General features: G+C 43.7%; 15 protein-coding genes and 1 pseudogene. 12 read left to right on the top strand and 4 right to left on the bottom strand.

What is annotated here, in order from left to right:
* The first annotated feature begins 9 nt into the window (after positions 1 to 9).
* From clpX to L4C32_RS10490, 5 genes are all read left to right on the top strand, one after another.
* Positions 10 to 1,290, top strand: a complete 1,281-nt coding sequence (gene clpX / locus L4C32_RS10470; protein WP_428196827.1) for an ATP-dependent protease ATP-binding subunit ClpX — start codon at positions 10 to 12, stop codon at positions 1,288 to 1,290.
* Positions 1,291 to 1,427: 137 nt separating this feature from the next.
* Entirely contained in the window at positions 1,428 to 3,800 is a 2,373-nt protein-coding gene (gene lon / locus L4C32_RS10475; protein ID WP_428196828.1) for an endopeptidase La, read from the top strand.
* A gap of 173 nt (positions 3,801 to 3,973) precedes the next feature.
* Positions 3,974 to 4,246 carry a nucleoid-associated protein HU-beta gene (hupB, locus tag L4C32_RS10480; RefSeq protein WP_428196829.1) on the top strand — a complete coding sequence of 91 codons (273 nt, stop codon included), beginning with the start codon at positions 3,974 to 3,976 and terminating at the stop codon, positions 4,244 to 4,246.
* Positions 4,247 to 4,433: 187 nt separating this feature from the next.
* The gene (gene ppiD / locus L4C32_RS10485; protein ID WP_428196830.1) at positions 4,434 to 6,308 is read left to right on the top strand and encodes a peptidylprolyl isomerase; all 1,875 of its coding nucleotides are present in this window, start codon (positions 4,434 to 4,436) and stop codon (positions 6,306 to 6,308) included.
* Between the two features lie 137 nt (positions 6,309 to 6,445).
* The gene (locus L4C32_RS10490; RefSeq protein ID WP_428196831.1) at positions 6,446 to 6,754 is read left to right on the top strand and encodes a ComEA family DNA-binding protein; all 309 of its coding nucleotides are present in this window, start codon (positions 6,446 to 6,448) and stop codon (positions 6,752 to 6,754) included.
* Here L4C32_RS10490 and rrtA read toward each other — a convergent pair.
* Positions 6,733 to 7,281 (bottom strand): rhombosortase, encoded by a 549-nt coding sequence (gene rrtA, locus L4C32_RS10495; protein ID WP_428196832.1) that lies wholly within the window; start codon positions 7,279 to 7,281, stop codon positions 6,733 to 6,735. The genes L4C32_RS10490 and rrtA overlap by 22 nt on opposite strands.
* Positions 7,282 to 7,294: 13 nt before the next feature.
* On the opposite strand from rrtA, the gene L4C32_RS10500 reads away from it, so the two are divergent.
* Complete coding sequence (locus L4C32_RS10500; protein ID WP_428196833.1) at positions 7,295 to 7,927, top strand: tRNA-uridine aminocarboxypropyltransferase; 633 nt, start codon at positions 7,295 to 7,297, stop codon at positions 7,925 to 7,927.
* On the opposite strand, the gene yfbR is transcribed toward L4C32_RS10500, so the two are convergent.
* Positions 7,924 to 8,508, bottom strand: a complete 585-nt coding sequence (gene yfbR / locus L4C32_RS10505; RefSeq protein WP_428196834.1) for a 5'-deoxynucleotidase — start codon at positions 8,506 to 8,508, stop codon at positions 7,924 to 7,926. The genes L4C32_RS10500 and yfbR overlap by 4 nt on opposite strands.
* A gap of 63 nt (positions 8,509 to 8,571) precedes the next feature.
* Positions 8,572 to 9,786 carry a pyridoxal phosphate-dependent aminotransferase gene (locus L4C32_RS10510; RefSeq protein ID WP_428196835.1) on the bottom strand — a complete coding sequence of 405 codons (1,215 nt, stop codon included), beginning with the start codon at positions 9,784 to 9,786 and terminating at the stop codon, positions 8,572 to 8,574.
* A 298-nt stretch (positions 9,787 to 10,084) separates the two neighbouring features.
* On the opposite strand from L4C32_RS10510, the gene L4C32_RS10515 reads away from it, so the two are divergent.
* Genes L4C32_RS10515 through menE form a run of 6 tightly spaced genes read left to right on the top strand, consistent with a single transcriptional unit; the run spans position 10,085 to position 17,158 of the window.
* Positions 10,085 to 11,398, top strand: coding sequence for an isochorismate synthase (locus L4C32_RS10515; protein ID WP_428196836.1), 1,314 nt, complete (start codon positions 10,085 to 10,087; stop codon positions 11,396 to 11,398).
* The gene (menD, locus tag L4C32_RS10520) at positions 11,395 to 13,131 is read left to right on the top strand and encodes a 2-succinyl-5-enolpyruvyl-6-hydroxy-3-cyclohexene-1-carboxylic-acid synthase (RefSeq protein WP_428196837.1); all 1,737 of its coding nucleotides are present in this window, start codon (positions 11,395 to 11,397) and stop codon (positions 13,129 to 13,131) included. Before L4C32_RS10515 ends, menD begins: the two co-directional genes overlap by 4 nt.
* Positions 13,115 to 13,906: a 2-succinyl-6-hydroxy-2,4-cyclohexadiene-1-carboxylate synthase gene (gene menH, locus L4C32_RS10525; protein WP_428196838.1), complete on the top strand. Its 792-nt coding sequence runs from the start codon at positions 13,115 to 13,117 to the stop codon at positions 13,904 to 13,906. The genes menD and menH overlap by 17 nt, the downstream gene beginning before the upstream one ends.
* A 1-nt stretch (position 13,907) precedes the next feature.
* The gene (gene menB / locus L4C32_RS10530) at positions 13,908 to 14,774 is read left to right on the top strand and encodes a 1,4-dihydroxy-2-naphthoyl-CoA synthase (protein WP_428196839.1); all 867 of its coding nucleotides are present in this window, start codon (positions 13,908 to 13,910) and stop codon (positions 14,772 to 14,774) included.
* A gap of 14 nt (positions 14,775 to 14,788) precedes the next feature.
* On the top strand, positions 14,789 to 15,763 hold the full coding sequence (gene menC / locus L4C32_RS10535) for an o-succinylbenzoate synthase (RefSeq protein WP_428196840.1): 975 nt from the start codon (positions 14,789 to 14,791) through the stop codon (positions 15,761 to 15,763).
* 3 nt (positions 15,764 to 15,766) lie between these two features.
* Entirely contained in the window at positions 15,767 to 17,158 is a 1,392-nt protein-coding gene (menE, locus tag L4C32_RS10540) for an o-succinylbenzoate--CoA ligase (protein WP_428196841.1), read from the top strand.
* A gap of 17 nt (positions 17,159 to 17,175) precedes the next feature.
* On the opposite strand, the pseudogene L4C32_RS10545 reads toward menE, so the two are convergent.
* A pseudogene (locus L4C32_RS10545) lies at positions 17,176 to 18,471 on the bottom strand (MFS transporter); the annotation flags it as partial.
* Positions 18,472 to 18,700: the final 229 nt, after the last annotated feature.

Below are 18,700 nucleotides of genomic sequence, written 5' to 3' on the forward strand. Positions count from 1 at the left end.
GGTTAGCGAATGACAGATAAGCGTAAAGATGATGATAACGGTAAGTTACTGTACTGCTCATTTTGCGGAAAAAGTCAGCATGAAGTACGTAAACTGATCGCCGGTCCATCGGTTTATGTGTGTGACGAATGTGTCGATCTTTGTAACGATATTATTCGTGAAGAAGTGAAAGATGCGCTTCCGACAAAAGAGAACAGCGAACTGCCGACACCACGTGAAATTCGTGAAAATCTCGATGATTATGTTATTGGACAAGATCATGCGAAAAAGGTACTCGCTGTAGCCGTATACAATCATTATAAGCGTTTACGTAATGGCGACAAAACGGCGGACGGTGTAGAGCTAGGCAAAAGTAATATTCTGCTGATCGGCCCTACAGGGAGTGGTAAAACACTGCTTGCTGAAACCTTAGCACGCTGTCTCGATGTACCTTTTACTATGGCTGATGCGACTACGCTTACTGAAGCGGGTTACGTTGGTGAAGACGTAGAGAACATCATTCAAAAGCTACTACAGAAGTGTGACTATGATGTAGCAAAAGCGGAACGCGGTATTGTCTATATCGATGAGATCGATAAAATCTCACGTAAATCTGACAATCCATCTATAACCCGAGACGTCTCTGGTGAAGGTGTGCAGCAAGCGCTATTGAAACTGATCGAAGGTACAGTTGCTTCAGTACCACCACAAGGTGGACGTAAGCATCCTCAACAAGAGTTTTTGCAGGTAGATACCTCTAAGATTCTCTTTATTTGTGGCGGTGCATTTGCCGGGCTTGATAAAGTGGTTGATCAGCGAGTAGCTACTGGTATTGGCATTGGTTTCGGTGCGGATGTTCGTTCTAAAGACGAAACGACGACACTGAGTGACCTGTTTAAGAAAGTGGAACCTGAAGATCTGGTTAAGTATGGATTGATTCCTGAGTTTATCGGTCGTCTTCCCGTCACGACAACATTGACTGAATTGGATGAGCAAGCGTTGATTCAGATTTTGAGTCAACCAAAGAATGCGCTGACAAAACAGTATGCTGCACTCTTTGATCTTGAAGGTGCTGAACTGGAATTCCGTGAAGATGCCTTAACGGCTATCGCTAAAAAAGCGATGGAACGTAAAACAGGAGCTCGTGGTTTACGTTCAATTCTTGAAGGTGTACTGCTTGATACTATGTATGAGCTGCCATCAACCAATGATGTTACTAAAGTGGTTATCGACAGTTCGGTGATTAATGGTGAGTCTGAACCACTGTTGATCTACGAAAATTCAGAATCTAAAGCGGCTGGAGCAGAGTAATCTGAACGGTTTTTACACGATATTGAATTAAAAAAGGAGGCTGATGCCTCCTTTTTCATTTTAAGTGATTAATACCGTTGAAACTTACGAGTTAGCCCCCATATAATCTGAAGAGCCTTGAAGGAAGAGAGAATAATATGAACCTAGAGCGTTCCGAACGCATTGAAATTCCGGTTCTGCCACTTAGAGATGTGGTGGTATACCCGCATATGGTCATTCCACTGTTTGTTGGCAGAGAGAAGTCAATTCGCTGCCTTGAAGCAGCAATGGATCAAAACAAGCAGATACTATTAGTTGCCCAAAAAGAAGCGGCTACTGACGAACCTGAAGTCGGCGATCTGTATTCTGTCGGCACCGTTGCCACGATTCTTCAACTGTTGAAGTTACCAGACGGCACGGTAAAAGTTCTGGTTGAAGGGCAGCAACGCGCAAAAATCGAGCGCTTTATCGAAGGTGATTTTTTCTCTGCAGACGCTGAGTACCTTGTTACCCCTGAATTAGATGAAAGAGAGCAAGAAGTGATTGTTCGAACTGCCATTAATCAGTTCGAAGGATTCATTAAGCTCAATAAAAAAATCCCACCAGAAGTGCTCACGTCACTCAATGGTATTGAAGAAGCTGCACGTTTAGCGGATACCATTGCGGCTCACATGCCACTCAAATTAGCCGATAAACAGAATGTACTTGAGATCATCGAAATCAATGACCGTTTAGAGTTCTTGATGGGGATGATGGAATCTGAGATTGATCTTCTTCAAGTAGAAAAACGCATTCGCGGACGTGTTAAAAAGCAGATGGAAAAGAGTCAGCGCGAATACTATCTAAATGAACAGATGAAAGCGATTCAAAAAGAGTTAGGGGATCTTGATGATGCTCCAGACGAGTTTGAAGCGTTAAAGCTGAAGATTGAAGAAGCTAAAATGCCAGCGGAAGCCAGAGTGAAATCTGAGCAAGAGTTGCAAAAGTTGAAAATGATGTCTCCGATGTCAGCTGAAGCGACGGTAGTCCGTAGCTATATTGATTGGATGATCAGTGTCCCATGGTCAAAACGCTCAAAAGTGAAAAAGAACCTCGCGAAAGCAGAAGAGGTGTTAAATGCGGATCATTATGGTCTAGAGCGTGTTAAAGAACGAATTCTTGAGTATTTGGCGGTTCAGAGCCGAGTCAATAAACTCAAAGGACCTATTTTATGTCTTGTTGGGCCTCCTGGTGTGGGTAAAACCTCATTAGGCCAGTCTATTGCGAAAGCCACTGGCAGAAAATATACGCGCATGGCGTTGGGCGGAGTTCGTGATGAAGCTGAGATTCGAGGTCATCGACGTACGTATATTGGTTCACTTCCAGGTAAGCTGATCCAAAAAATGGCGAAAGTGGAAGTGAAAAACCCACTATTCTTGTTGGATGAAATTGACAAGATGTCTTCAGATATGCGAGGCGATCCTTCCTCTGCACTGCTCGAAGTACTCGATCCAGAACAGAATAATGCATTCAGTGACCACTATCTTGAAGTGGATTACGATCTTTCAGATGTGATGTTTGTTGCTACTTCAAACTCAATGAATATTCCAGGTCCGTTGCTGGACCGTATGGAAGTGATCCGTCTTTCCGGTTATACCGAAGATGAGAAGCTAAACATTGCGAAGAGTCACTTACTTAATAAGCAGATTGAACGCAATGGATTGAAACCTCACGAGATCACCATTGAAGACTCTGCGATTATCGGCATTATTCGTTACTACACTCGTGAAGCTGGGGTTCGTAGTCTTGAGAGAGAAATTTCGAAACTGTGCCGTAAAGCGGTGAAAAAGATCCTGTTAGAGAAAGATCTTAAAACGGTCACGATTTGCCAAGACAATCTGAAAGAGTTCTTGGGCGTGCAGCGCTGTGATTTTGGTAAAGCGGATGACAGCAACCGAGTAGGTCAAGTGACTGGTTTAGCTTGGACAGAAGTAGGGGGCGATCTGCTCACTATTGAGACCGAGTCAATGATTGGTAAAGGCAAGCTTAGTTATACCGGCTCACTGGGTGATGTTATGCAGGAGTCTATCCAAGCGGCAATGACAGTGGTTCGTAGCCGTGCAGAGAAACTGGGTATCAACAGTGACTTCTATGAAAAACGTGACATCCACGTTCATGTTCCGGAAGGTGCAACACCTAAAGATGGTCCAAGTGCAGGTATCGCAATGTGTACTGCTCTTGTATCAAGCTTAACGGGCAACCCAGTTAAAGCTGAAGTAGCGATGACAGGGGAAATCACACTAAGAGGTGAAGTACTTCCAATTGGTGGACTAAAAGAGAAAATTCTCGCCGCACATCGTGGTGGAATCAAAACTATTGTCATACCAAAAGAGAATGAACGTGATCTAGAAGAGATTCCAGAAAACGTTATTGCTGATCTGAAAATTCATCCCGTTCAGTGGATTGACGAAGTTTTAGTGATTGCTTTACAAGACAACCCTCTCGGTATTGAGCTGGTAAGCACTCAAAACAGTGATACGCTGCAAAAATAACGATGATAAAGGCGCTGACAGGCTTAAAATGCTTGTCAGCGTTTACCTTGAAAGCTAAGTTAGTGATGTAGTTACTTAATACTTAGCTGGGCTAGGATAAAGGACTAATAAAAATATTACGGACAATAATGAACTGATTTAAAAATGTCAGAAAATGAACTAGGGGTAAAACAGTGAATAAATCACAATTAGTCGACAAAATTGCAGAAAACGCAGATGTATCAAAAGCTTCAGCAGGTCGTGCACTCGACGCATTTATCGAAGCCGTTACTGATTCTTTAAAAAGCGGAGACCAAGTAGCATTAGTTGGTTTCGGTACTTTCAGCGTACGTGATCGTGCAGCTCGCACAGGCCGTAACCCGAAGACGGGTGAAGAGATTCAAATTGCAGCAGCAAAAGTTCCTGCATTTAAAGCTGGTAAAGCACTTAAAGAAGCATGTAATTAAGAATCCAGTTTAAAAATAATAGTCTGAACTAATCACTATTAGAAAAGTCTATAAAAATGAACGCAAGGCTAGTAAAATAGTCGTGATGAGTCATTGGCGCATCGTTTGAGATGCGCTTTTTTTTTGTATTTAAGTCAGTATACTTGGCTACAACCTTGCCCTTCATTTTCAGGAGATATGGCAGATTATGATGGAACGATTACGTGAAGGCGCTAGTAGCCTCGCAGTTAAAATTATTCTGGGTCTAATTATTTTTTCATTTGTTTTTGCAGGCGTAGGTAGTTACCTAGGCTCTGGCTCTCAGCCAGTAGCAGCAACAGTGGGTGATAGAGAGATTAGCCGCAATGAATTCGAACAAGCATACCAGAATGAGCGTAACCGTATGCAATCTCAACTTGGGGAGTATTTTTCGACTCTTCTTGGTGATCCTCAATACGTACAACAATTTCGCAAAACAATTTTGGACCGTATGATCAATGATATTTTGTTGAATCAACGTGCACAAGAGTTAGGGCTGCGCGTGAGTGATGCTCAAGTGCGTTCTGAAATTGTTAAGATGCCAGCGTTTCAAAATGCAGGTCAGTTTGATAAAGAAGTGTATGCTTCTGCTCTTCGTCGTGCCGGATATACGCCAGAAGGTTTTGCTGAGACAATGCGTCAAGACATGACGCGTAATCAACTTATTATGGCGTTACAAAGCAGTGATTTCACTCTTGAGAATGAAGTGAATCACTTGAACGAACTTGAAGTTCAGCAGCGTGAAATCAGAACGATTACTTTTGATATTGCCAAGCTGGCTGAACAAGCCGATGTCACTGAAGAGGCGATTCAATCCTTTTATGATGAGAATCAGTCACGCTTTATGCGACCGGATCAGGTTAAAATCTCTTATATTGAGCTCTCTGGAGAGGCATTGAGATCAGCGGTTTCTGTTTCTGATGAAGAGGTTGAAAAATACTTTACTGAGAACCAGGACAAATACTCTACGCTCGAGAAGCGTCGTGTTAGTCATATACTGATTCAAGGTGACGATAAAGAAAAAGCTCAAGCAGTACTAGACCGCATTAATAGTGGTGAAGATTTTGCTGCTGTTGCAACTGAAGTATCTGATGATACGTTCAGTGCAGAAAAAGGTGGTGAGCTTGATTGGTTTGAGCGTGGGGTGATGGATCCTGCTTTTGAACAAGCGGCTTTTGAACTCGCGAATGTGAATGATCGTACTGAGTTAGTTAAATCTGCCTTTGGTTACCACATTATTCAACTTGATGGTGTAGAAGCGCCAATAACCAAACCACTTACGGATGTTCAAGCAAGTATCATTGCGACATTGCAAGATGAAAAAGCGGCTGGTGAGTTTTATGAGCTACAGACGACGTTAGCAGAAGTCGCTTTTGAAATGCCAGATTCATTAGATGATGCAGCACAAGCGGTTAACGCTCAGATTAAAGAGTCAGATTTCTTCTCACGCTCTTCAGTACCTGAAGGGTTATCTACTCCTGCGGTGATTCAAGCTATCTTTAGCCCAGAAGTAAGAGAAGATGGACTGAACTCTGAAGTGATTGAGATCGCACCTGAGCATGTGGTTGTTGTTCGTGTTGATGATAACCGCCCAGCTGCTGTACTGCCTTTGACTGATGTTAGCGAAGCAGTGAAAGCCCAACTAGCCCGTGATCTTGCTGAAAAACAAGCACAAGCGTTAGCAACGGATACTGTGGCTGCTTTACAATCGGATGATGCTGGAGAGCAATTCTTAACGGACAATGCGTTATCGTTCACTGAAGCTCGTACTATTTCACGCAGCGATACCTTAGCTCCAGAAGTGTTTAAGATTACGAAGCCGCTAGAGAACAGTAGTGTTTACGTTGAAGCGAGAGATGAGAGTAGCAATATCGTTGTTATCGCACTTGATGGTGTACTGTCAGTGGCGAATGACTCGATGAAGCCGCAAGTATCTGCACGTTTAGCACGTAACCAAGCGCAACAAGAGCTGTCTGCCGTGCTAGAAGTACTACGAAGTGAAGAGAGTATTAGCTACCCAATTTTAGAAACATCTACAAATTGATTGTAACTTCTATGTAATACCGACGGGCTGCCATGTGCAGCCCGTCGTTTTTTCTGCCCTATAACGTAAGAACATCTGCGTTCATTCAAGATGATAGGATACGCTAAATGGGAATCATAACCCAAGGAGCGACAACTATGTTTTTGATTATTAAACCTCTATTTACATTACTTTTAACCGCCGTTTTATTCCTGACTACACCGATAGCGATAGCTGAAGATACTGCCGTTGATACATACCAAGGAATTGAGATTGTGGTTAATATTAATTCAGCGGATGCCGAGGAACTTGATCAGTTATTGATCGGCGTCGGGCCAAGTAAAGCAAAAGCGATTGTTGAATACCGAGATCAAAACGGTGCATTTACCAAAGCCGAAGATTTGATGCTAGTGAAAGGGATTGGACCGTCACTGTTTAACAAAAATCAGCCACGAATTCGCTTATAACTCCACATTAGCAGGGCAAAGACGATGCCGTAGATTAGCCCTGCTAAATGTGCTTCGATGGCCACTCGAGCGTCAATAAGAACCATGGTTGAAGATGAAGCACCAAACAGTTGTTCCCAGATAACTTTAGCGATAATACCGCCGAGTAACCAGTAACCACTCTGTCGACCATATTGAATATCTTTTACGGCTCCCCAAGCGAGTAATCCGTGTATCACACCAGAGAGGCCAAAGTAGAGATCAATATCAGTTAAAAAGATCGATAACCCTACAACCAGCGAAGTAGACAATAACAGTGGCAACAAGATTTGGTTGTTCAGGTACTCTTTAAACAGTAGATAAAAGATAATCAGGGCGCCTGAGTTCATTAATAGGTGCGCAAAGTTGGTGTGAGTGAAATTTCCTGTTACGATTCGCCATAACTCGCCATGATGGATCAACGCTCTGTCCCACAGTACCATTTCACTCACTGTTGGGATTTGAAAGGCCACCATCAGGGCTAATAATAAAAGTAATAAACGCAGCAAAAAAGGTAACCTCGTGAGTCGATATTGTAATCAGTGTGGTAAGGCGAATATGGCCTGTATTTGTAGCAATATTCAGAAAATTGTGTCTGAGACTGAATTGATTATCCTACAACACCCTTCAGAAGTTAAGCGAGCAATTGGTACCGCAAAAATCGTAAATTTATCGCTAGCCAATAGTTACTGTTTTGTGGGAGAGGATTTCACTGAGCACCCATCATTGAATGCGTTGTTGAGTGAAGAGGGAAGCCAGACTTTACTGCTATACCCCACAGAGGGAAGTCAATTATTAACCCAAACCGCTTTCAAACAACCGCAGGTAAATTCGATCACTAAAACACGCATAATCTTGATTGATGGTACATGGAGAAAAGCGTATAAAATATGGCAGCTATCTAGTAATTTACACCATATCCCGTCAGTACATTTGGATGAAGCTTTGATTGGACACTATCGTATTAGAAAAGCGCCAAGTGAAAATGGATTATCGACCGTAGAGGCGGGTTTTCATGCTTTACAAGTGTTAGAACCAGAAAGAGCCGAACAGTTTTTGCCTTTAATGACCGCCTTTAATGCCATGATTGAATTTCAAATTAATCATATGCCGCCAGGTCTGTTTGAAAAGCACCATGGCAGCCAATCAGATTAATTGATTTCATCTAGCGTCAAACTGAAACTATTCGCGAAGGTTGCCAAAAAGTAGTCCATTTCAGGGCTGCGTCTTTTCTCAAGGGTCGCTTCTAAACGACTCTTCGCCTGTTCAAATTCATGGTTACCTGCGGCGAGTTCCTCCATACACTTTAAATAAGCACACAAGGAGTCAGCTTGTTTCACTATGGCCGTATCCTCTTGATTGATGGCACTACTGATTAATAGATCCTGATAATCTTCTTGAAACTCTTCCGGTAGCATAGAGAGTAACTTTTGTTCTGCCGCGACTTCGATCTTTTTATACTCTTGGGCGATGGCGGGGTTAAAGTATTTGATTGGCGTTGGCAAATCACCGGTGAGCACTTCACTGGTATCATGAAACATACCGAGTAGAGCCAAACGTTCAGGGTTTACACTGCCACCAAACTTTTTGTTTTTAATCAGGCCAAGGGCATGAGCGACAAAGGCGACTTGCAGACTGTGTTCAGAAATGTTCTCTTTAGAGATACTGCGCATTAATGGCCAGCGCTGGATAAGCTTCATTCTTGCAAGGTGTGCGAAAAAGTGGCTCTGTTTCATAGTAGAGATAACCTTAGATGATGAATGCAAAAGAGGCCTTAATATAGGCCCCTTTTCGTTGAATTACTGAGAGTAGTTATGCAAAAAGCGTTCAAGACGTCCAATGGCCATCTCTAAGTCATCGACTCGTGGCAGGGTGACAATTCTGAAGTGATCGGGTTTGTGCCAATTGAATCCAGTTCCTTGCACTAAGAGTACTTTTTCTTGAATCAAAAAATCCAATACAAATTTTTGATCATCTTGAATGTTATACATCTTAGGATCGAGCTTAGGAAATAGATACATTGCCCCTTTCGGTTTTACGCAACTGACGCCAGGTATCTGTGTTACTAATTCATAGGCACGATCTCGTTGCTCTAGCAGTCGCCCGCCGGGTAGCAGTAATTCGTTAACACTTTGATAGCCACCTAGCGCGGTCTGAATAGCGTGCTGCATGGGGACATTGGCACATAAACGCATCGATGAGAGCATCTCTAAACCAGAAATATACCCTTTAGCATTCTGTTGAGGACCCGAGATAAACATCCAACCCGCTCTAAAACCACACACGCGATATGCTTTGGAGAGCCCATTGAAGGTGACGGTCAATACATCTTCCGATAACGTTGCTATCGAGGTATGGATTGCACCGTCGTAGAGGACTTTATCGTAGATTTCATCAGCAAAGATAATTAAGTCATGTTGACGAGCAATTTCAACCACTTCGAGCAAAAAGTCTCGGCTGTAGACGGCCCCAGTTGGGTTATTGGGGTTGATTAATACTATGCCTTTAGTCTTTGACGTGATCTTGCTTTTAATGTCGTCTAAATCAGGGTACCAGTCAGACTCTTCATCACATAGGTAATGGACAGGATTACCACCTGATAACGATACTGCTGCGGTCCAAAGTGGGTAATCAGGGGAAGGGACCAACATCTCGTCATCATTATTAAGCAGTGCTTGCATAGCCATCACAATCAGTTCTGAAGCGCCATTACCTATATAGACGTCCTCGACATCTAAATTAAGTAGGCCTCGCTTTTGATAGTGTTGGACCACAGCTTTACGAGCAGAGTAAATTCCTTTTGAATCGCAATACCCTTGTGACGTTGGTAGATTCTTGATCACATCGACTAATATCTCATCTGGGGCATCAAAACCAAATGGGGCGGGATTTCCAATGTTGAGCTTTAGAATTTTATGCCCTTCTTCTTCTAATCGCTTAGCATGTTTCAATACTGGACCACGGATATCGTAGCAGACATTATTGAGTTTGGATGACATCCCGATATTTTTCATTAATTAACCCTGATAACTGTTTATCTATTAACTTACAAATTACACTATTCTCATGCAGCTGAGAACGATTTTTTAGTAAATAATAGGGATAAATATTCAATGGAGGAGTTTTATACTAAATAATGATCATTTCTACTATTGAGCATAAACTTTTGCCAGTTTTGAGGTTTAATGTAGAATGGTCTGTTCAATTGATTTTTAATTGATACCAAACAATATTCTCTTGTGTGATTAAGAGAATAATCGAAGTAAGGAATTACTTTAGCCAAGGTGGCAAGGAAAGCTGAGAGAGGTAGATTTGTCCGCTTTGCATAACGCGATTCAGTCCTTAAAAGAAAATATTGAAAATGCGAAACCCTCCGACGTTCGTGTGGGGGTCGACCTTAATTGGCCAGCAGATAAAGATCTGATCGATTGGTTTGATGCTCAGCCTATTTTCCCAAAGTTTTATTGGCAATCTCGTAATGCTCAACAAGAGACGATTGCGCTTGGTCAAGTACGAACGTTTACTGATCCCTCCGTTGCCCAAAGTGCCTTAGGTGAAGACCAACGTATCTGGGGTGGACGCTCCTTTGATGGCAGAACCGCCCGTAATAAACGTTGTATGTCCTCATTTTTCTTTCTTCCACAGTTTGAAGTAAGCCGTGTTAATAATAGCTGGCAGCTAGTGGCGAACCTCTGTGATGATAATAGTCAACTACTGAGCAGGTTAAGCAGATTAACAGACAACGTAATGCCGCTTAACGCCCTAAAATGTAATATTATCTCAAAGCAACACGCTCCAGAATTCAGCGATTGGTCAACTATGGTCAATAAAGCATTAGATGGCATCAGCAACAAAATTTTTGAGAAAGTAGTACTGGCGAGAAAAACAACCTTAACCCTAAGTCATCCACTCTCATCTTCTCAACTCTTAAAAGCCAGCCGTGCCACGAACACAGACAGCTTCCACTTTATGATGGCTCTGGATCACAAACACTGTTTTATTGGTTCAACACCTGAAAGGCTTTATGTGAGAAATGGCAGTGACATTCACACTGAAGCGTTAGCTGGCACTATTGGTCGTGGTATCAATGGACAAGAAGACCAAAAATTGGCCTCATGGTTATTTAATGATGAAAAGAACCGCTATGAGAATCATTTAGTTGTTGAAGATATCGTTAGCCGACTGAACCACCACTGTTCAACAGTGAATGTTACCAAAGAGCCCGAATTGGTAAAACTGCGTAAAGTTCAGCATTTAAAACGTGATATTTCAGGACAGTTGAACAGTGACTTTGGTGATGCATCACTGCTTGATAGCTTACAACCTACTGCTGCAATTGCAGGTCTTCCCCGAGAAGCTGCACTTAACTTTATTGCCGATCATGAACCGTTTGCTCGTGGTTGGTATAGCGGTGCCGTCGGTTTTTTGAGTGAGCATCAAAGTGAATTTTGTGTCGCTATTCGAAGCGCACTCGTTAAAGAGAGTGAGCTGCACTTATTTGCAGGTGCTGGAATTGTACCTGGCTCTAAAGCCGACAGTGAGTGGCAAGAGCTGGATCGGAAAACCTCGACACTTTATAGCTTGTTAGAGCCAGAACTGAATTTGTCAGAGCCGCGTAGCGCATGAACTGGAAAACAGAACAGGCGAGCTTAAATCGATTATGGGCCTCACTGATTGTTGAAGAGTTAACCCGTAGTGGAGTCAAACACCTTTGCTTAGCGCCAGGGTCTCGTTCTACCCCATTAGCCATCGCCGCATCTGAAAATAGCAAGGTGACCTTACATACCCACTTTGATGAGCGAGGTCTTGGTTTTTTTGCACTTGGTATAGCTAAAACTGAGCGTAGTGCAGTGGCGATTGTGGTGACCTCTGGAACAGCGGTGGCGAATCTATTGCCCTGTGTGGTCGAGTCTGGCTTAACCAGAGAGAAGTTAGTGCTGTTAACGTCAGATCGTCCCGTGGATCTGATTAACTGTGGCGCCAACCAAGCGATTACCCAACTGGGCATCTTTTCCTCGCATGTCACTGCTGCATGCAACTTACCAAGTCCAACATTAACCATAACTCCTCGTTGGCTATTAAGCAGTGTCGATCAATTGATGTCAGAGCAGAATCGTGAGGGAGGGGCGATACACATTAATTGCCCTTACCCTGAACCTCTGTATGGTGAGGATGTCGATTTTTCTGGCTATTTATCGCCATTAACGCATTGGCAGAAATCCGATCAACCTTTTGTCAACATCAGTGAACCTCAACAGACCATTCTGATTGACGATGAGTGGCATCAAATGGTGAAAACACGTGGAGTAATTGTTGCTGGCCAATTGACACGTAATGAGTTAATTGCCGTAAGAGCACTCGCTGAGCGTTTGCAATGGCCACTACTACTTGATCCTCAGGCTGGTGGTAGCTCGGAATGGGCACATTATGATCTCTGGTTACAAAATTCAGTCTGTCGCAGTCAATTCGAACAGGCAGAGTCTTTACTGCAGTTCGGTGCCAGAGTCGTATCCAAACGCCTTGGGCAGTTTATTGAGAAACAGCCATGGTTACATCATTATTTAGTGGCCCCACATTCAGGGTTACTGGTTGCATCTCATCAACCTCATCGTCGGTATCATCATGACATTATAGCGTGGGCTGAGAGCCATCGAGATTGGTTCGACAGTGCATCGATATTTGATCACTCCTCAATGGGGTGGGCCGATGAGTTAAAGAAGGGCAGCCAGCAAGTTAAAGCGCTTTGTGTGTCTGCTAATTTACATTCAGAGAAACTCACCGAGTTAAGTTTTGCCACGGGCATTGAAAGTGTGCTCGATATGGGTACCGATCTTTTTATCGGAAATAGCTTGATCATCCGCTTAGTGGATATGGTGTCCAATTTACCAGATTGCGAAGTCTATTCTAATCGAGGCGCGTCAGGTATAGATGGGTTAGTGGCGACGGCTGCTGGGATTCAATCTGCAAAAAAACAACCTCTGCTCTGCCTAATTGGGGACACATCACTTCTTTATGATCTTAACTCTCTGCCACTTTTGGTTAAGAGTGATGGCCCGACAGTGATTGTGGTGACCAATAATGATGGCGGGGCTATTTTCGATCTGTTACCCGTGAATGAGCAGCAGAAAGAGTCACTCTATCGTATGCCGCATGGCTTCGAATTTTCCCATGCCGCAGCAATGTTTGGTATTAGCTACTTTCAGCCAGAGACATTATCATCCGCACTTGAGGCCATTCATGATGGATTAAAAGCCACGGATAATCACACTCGATTGGTTGAGATTAAGACGCCGCCAGGGCAAGCGGGTACTGAGCTAAAATCGTTCTTTTCAGTGGTACAAGATGCCGTTATTCTCTAGCACCTTCGGACAAGGAGGGCGAAATAGTCGCCATCATCCAACCGTCGTTTTTCTGCATGGTTTTTTAGGTAGTTCAAAAGATTGGTCAGCGGTGATTCATCACGTGAGTCAAACACATCAATGTATTGCTATCGATCTGCCTGGGCATGGGAATAGCCGCGCCATCCGTGGTGATAATTTTGATCATATTCAAACATGCATTGCACAGACTTTAGCGCAAAGAGGAATTAGCCAGGCTGTTTTTGTGGGTTATTCACTCGGTGCCAGAGTATTAATGAATATTGTGGTTCACCCTAATCGTTTATGGCGTTGTAAAATGGTTGGTGTGATGCTTGAAGCTGGCCATTTTGGCCTTGATGAGACGGTAAGAGAGAGTCGACTCCACAGCGATCAACAATGGGCCAAACACTTTAGAGATAGACCGATAGACGAGGTTTTACAGGCGTGGTATCAGCAGCCTGTATTCGGTTCGTTAACGGGTCAACAACGACAGATTCTAATCCGAAAGCGGCAATACAATCGAGGTGAGTGTGTGGCTGAGATGCTTGAAGCGGCATCGTTGGCTAAGCAGCAGAATTTACTGCCGCAACTGCAGAGAAGCTCTATTCCATTGCACTATGTGTGTGGCGGTAAGGATAAAAAATTTCAACAGATCGCGACTAAAAGTCAATTAGCGTTGTCTATTATTGAGTCTGCTGGACATAACGTACATATTGAACAACCTGAGCTGTTTTCTCAGCAGCTTTTACATTATTTAGCACAAGTAGGTGACTAACATGGCAAGAACCGTAGGAATTTCAGAAGAAGAGTTATATGCCGCGATCAACTGGACCGATTGCACCGCTGATTATGAAGACATTCATTACCATAAATCAGCCGATGGTATTGCGAAAATCACGATTGCTCGACCACAGGTGAGAAACGCATTTCGTCCTGGGACAGTTAAAGAGATGATTAATGCACTCGCTGACGCAAGATATGATGAAAATGTTGGGGTGATTATCTTAACGGGTTTAGGTGAGGACGCTTTCTGTTCTGGTGGCGATCAAAAGATCCGTGGTGACTATGGTGGTTATAAAGATGACTCTGGAACACACCACCTTAATGTGCTGGATTTTCAACGTCAAATTCGTACTTGCCCTAAGCCTGTGATTGCCGCAGTAGCGGGTTACGCAGTGGGTGGTGGACATGTTCTACACATGATGTGCGATCTTACCATTGCGGCTGAAAATGCTCAGTTTGGTCAAACTGGACCGAAAGTCGGCTCGTTTGATGGCGGTTGGGGTGCTTCGTATATGGCGCGTATCGTTGGCCAAAAGAAAGCACGTGAAATCTGGTTCTTATGTCGTTTCTATGATGCACAAGAAGCACTGGACATGGGGTTAGTGAACACGGTAGTTCCCGTGAAAGATTTAGAAAAAGAGACCATTAGATGGTGTCGTGAAGTTTTACAGCATAGCCCTATGTCGCTGCGTTGTTTGAAAGCGGCGCTAAATGCAGATTGTGATGGTCAAGCGGGTCTGCAAGAGCTTGCAGGTAACGCGACCATGATGTTCTACATGACGGAAGAGGGACAAGAGGGGCGTAACGCATTTAATGAAAAGCGTCGACCAAACTTCGATAAATTTCCTCGTAATCCTTAATAAGAGCCAACACTATGCGAAGTGCAAAACTGTATCAATATCAACTGCCGATGGACAGCGGTGTGATTCTGCGTAACCAGCGTTTAACCACTCGTGAAGGTTGGATTGTTGAGTTACAAGACAATGACACTGTGGGTCGAGGTGAAATTGCACCGTTACCTGAGTTTAGTCACGAAACCGCAGAGCAGGCGGGTGAGCAAACCATTCAACAGCTCGAGCGTTGGGTGTCCGGAGAGGAGTTCGATCTATCAGATGCACTTCCTTCTGTCGCTTTTGGTATCAGCATGGCGCGATTAGAGCTTGTCGGTGGGCTGCCGGATGAGGCGAACTATGCCACAGCACCTCTCTGCACAGGGGACCCAGATGACTTGGTAATCAAACTTGACCAAATGACGGGGACGAAAGTAGCCAAAATTAAGGTCGGCATGTATGAAGCGGTACGCGATGGTATGGTGGCGAATATGTTTTTTGATGCCATTCCTGATCTGACCCTACGTCTAGATGCCAATCGTGGTTGGACACCGGTAAAAGCGCGTCAGTTTGCCAAATATGTTCAGCCGCATCACCGCACTAAAATTGCCTTCTTAGAAGAACCGTGTAAAAAACCGCAAGATAGCCTCGAGTTTGCACAAGAGACGGGTATTGCCATTGCGTGGGATGAGACGGTACGTGATGAGGACTTTGAAGTAAAAGCACAGCAAGGGGTGGCAGCCATTGTTATCAAGCCAACACTGGTCGGTTCAATTGAAAAGTGTCAGCAGTTGATTGAACAAGCACATCAGCAAGGATTAGTGGCTGTGATCAGTTCCAGTATTGAAAGCAGTTTGGGTTTAAATCAACTAGCACGAGTGGCACACTGGCTGACCCCAGATGTGATTCCAGGTTTGGATACTATTGATCTGTTTCAACAGCAATTAGAGACTCCATGGCCTACGTCGCCGCTGCCTTTAACCCCTTTATCTGATCTTACCTTATTCTGGAATAGTTAATCGATGGCAGAGATTGAGCACGCCTTTACGACATGGCCGTGGCAGCACTGGACTCAAGAGCGACCTAATGAGGTCGCTCTCTCTTTTGGCGACACTAACGTTACTTGGTTACAACTATCATGCAAAATTGAAGGTTTTGCTGCTGGGCTTATTAAGCAAGGGGTGCGACGAGATGATGTTGTGGTTGCGATTGCAGATAACCGTATTGAATTGATCTGGTTACATTTAGCGTCATTGCGAGTTGGCGCTCGATTCGTTGCTTTGCCAACACGAGTGGCTGATAAACCGCTAGCTGAAAAACTTGAGACACTGTGCGCGACGTATTTATGGTTAGAACAGACTGATAGAGTTACGCCTAAAGGGTGTCAGCGATTGGAGCTGATTTCAGCCACTCAGTGTGTGATTCCTGTTACCTGGCAGCCTGCACGGGTGGCAACGGTAGTGTTTACATCGGGTTCAACCGGAAAGGCAAAAGCGGTGGTACATAGCATCAATAATCACCTTTATTCAGCAGTGGGCCTACTCACCATGATGGACTTTACTAAGCAAGACGCTTGGTTGCTGTCGTTGCCTCTGTCACACGTCTCTGGTTTGGCGATTGTTTGGCGCTGGTTAATGGCAGGTGGTGAACTTGTCTTGTGTAAGAAGGGTGAACTACTCAACACTGTTGTTCAAGTCACTCACGCCTCTTTAGTACCCTCTCAGCTGCAACGTTTATTGCAGGATATACCAATAGATGGGCACGCTCGTTTAAAGCAGGTTTTACTCGGTGGTACGGCCATTCCTGTTGAGCTGGTGGAACAAGCCAAACGACAGGGTATTGAGTGTTGGGTTGGTTATGGCTTAACTGAGATGGCGTCCACCGTAGTAGCGAAACGTGCTGATGCTACCGCAGGGGTTGGGCAGGTGATTCCTAACCGACAGATACGTTTAAGAGATCAAGAGATTCAAGTCAAAGGGAAATCACTCTGCTTGGGTTACTTAGTTGGAAACAAAATTCTGTCAATGGTTGATGATGATGGTTGGTTTGCCACAAAGGATCTTGCTCGCGCTCAAAAAGGTGAGCTGTTTATTATTGGTCGAAAAGATAATATGTTCATATCCGGTGGCGAGAACATCCATCCAGAAGAGATTGAGTCTGTGCTTCTCTCTCATCCTAGCATAAACCGCGCGATAGTTATCGCCGTTGATCATAAAGAGTATGGCCATCGACCTGTTGCCGTAATTGAGAGCAGTATTGAGCTTGATAGAGAGCAGGTGAATCACTTTTTAGACGGAAAGTTAGATAAGATAAAGTGGCCAGAACGATACTATTCATTGCCCGACGAGCTGGCCTTAGCCGAAGTGAAAGTGAACCGAAACAAGGTTAAATCTTGGCTGTTAACACAGCGTTAGGGTTTCATCTTTAGCAGAGTAAACAAGCGCTCATTAAAGGTCGGTGTTTGGTAAAACAGAAAACCAGCAATAACGATATTTCCTAACGCGAGAACACCAAAGAATAATGGGATAGATAGCTGTAATTGGTGTAAAAAAACAATGGCCAACACCGCACTTACTACCATAAAAATGGCATTGTAAATATTATTAGCTGCAATCACCTGAGCTCGCTGATCGGTTCTCGCTCGCTGTTGAATCATGGTATACAGTGGCACGATATATATCCCCCCAGATACACCCAATAACAATAAACTGATGAACAGCGGAAGCAGCTCAATAGAGGTGATAAATTGAGCGGCATTGAGCATGCCACTGGTTTGCTCTGGAGTAAACCAGTAGAGGTTGGCCCCAAAGATAGTGATACCAATACTGCCTAACGGTACGATTCCAGGCTCCAATTTTCCCTTCGATATCTTATTACACAACAGGGATCCGATAGCGATGCCAATAGAGAAGAGGGCAAGCAATATCGATACGGCCCCCTCGGAACCATGCAGATGGATCTTGGTAAAATTTGGAAATTGAGTTAAATAACTTGCGCCTAAAAACCAGAACCAGCTGATGCCCATAATAGAGAGAAATATCAGGTTATCAGAATGGGCTATCTTCAAGGTATTTTTGGTGTGCAATATCGGATTAAAACTGACTTTTTCAGCTATTTTATCTGAGGTTGCCGTTGGAATGAAAAGGCTGGAAATATAGCCAATTATTGCAAATAAGACACACAAAACAGCAACGATATAACTACTGTAAAGTGAAGACGCGATGATACCCGCTCCTAAAGTCCCTAATAGAATGGCGAGAAAAGTCCCCGTCTCGACTAATGCATTACCTTGTACCAGCTCAGATTGTTGTAGGTGTTGAGGAAGTATTGCGTATTTAATTGGGCCAAAAATAGCGGATTGGCTGCCCATTAAGAAAAGCAAAAAAAGCAGTAACCAGTAGCTTTGAGAGATAAAAGCAAAAGCGGCGATACTCATGATAATGATCTCAGCCAACTTAATCTTTCTAATCAGTGCAGATTTTTCGTGTAGGTCAGCCAGTACACCAGCAGAGGCCGAGAAGATAAAGAAAGGAAGAATAAAGAGACCTGCCGCCATATTGATGTAAAGCGTTGAGGAGATAGGCTGTTGCTCTAGTGTGGCATAGGCGACAAGTAACAACAGAACATTCTTAAAAATGTTGTCATTAAATGCGCCCATTGCTTGAGTAATAAAGTAGGGAAGAAATCGACGAGAGCGGAGCAAAGGGCCTGATTCTTGAGAGCTCATACTGTTTTAGATTCCTTCTATTAACAATAGGTTGATTGTTATTGAGCACAATCACTACTGCTCAGTGTGATTGCGTAGCTCGATTTGGTCAAGTGTTTTGCAGTGATAGACTTTGTAGAGTAGCTGGGATCGCTTTTTTGTCATTTTTTAGCTARAAAATATTGAAATGGTTGATCTGATTCGGGGTTTTAAAATAATTTTATGTCTATGCTTACTCACAGTGTTAAAC

It is taken from the genome of Aliivibrio kagoshimensis, assembly GCF_050337105.1.
GTDB lineage: Bacteria > Pseudomonadota > Gammaproteobacteria > Enterobacterales > Vibrionaceae > Aliivibrio_A > Aliivibrio_A kagoshimensis.

What these genes read in the sequence shown, in the direction of transcription:
- menE (WP_428196841.1), top strand. Translation starts at nt 15,767, where the DNA reads ATGGCAGAGATTGAGCACGCCTTTACGACATGGCCGTGGCAGCACTGG.
- lon (WP_428196828.1), top strand. Translation starts at nt 1,428, where the DNA reads ATGAACCTAGAGCGTTCCGAACGCATTGAAATTCCGGTTCTGCCACTT.
- menD (WP_428196837.1), top strand. Translation starts at nt 11,395, where the DNA reads ATGAACTGGAAAACAGAACAGGCGAGCTTAAATCGATTATGGGCCTCA.
- L4C32_RS10510 (WP_428196835.1), bottom strand. Translation starts at nt 9,786, where the DNA reads ATGAAAAATATCGGGATGTCATCCAAACTCAATAATGTCTGCTACGAT.
- L4C32_RS10490 (WP_428196831.1), top strand. Translation starts at nt 6,446, where the DNA reads ATGTTTTTGATTATTAAACCTCTATTTACATTACTTTTAACCGCCGTT.
- menC (WP_428196840.1), top strand. Translation starts at nt 14,789, where the DNA reads ATGCGAAGTGCAAAACTGTATCAATATCAACTGCCGATGGACAGCGGT.
- yfbR (WP_428196834.1), bottom strand. Translation starts at nt 8,508, where the DNA reads ATGAAACAGAGCCACTTTTTCGCACACCTTGCAAGAATGAAGCTTATC.
- menH (WP_428196838.1), top strand. Translation starts at nt 13,115, where the DNA reads ATGCCGTTATTCTCTAGCACCTTCGGACAAGGAGGGCGAAATAGTCGC.
- clpX (WP_428196827.1), top strand. Translation starts at nt 10, where the DNA reads ATGACAGATAAGCGTAAAGATGATGATAACGGTAAGTTACTGTACTGC.
- ppiD (WP_428196830.1), top strand. Translation starts at nt 4,434, where the DNA reads ATGATGGAACGATTACGTGAAGGCGCTAGTAGCCTCGCAGTTAAAATT.
- menB (WP_428196839.1), top strand. Translation starts at nt 13,908, where the DNA reads ATGGCAAGAACCGTAGGAATTTCAGAAGAAGAGTTATATGCCGCGATC.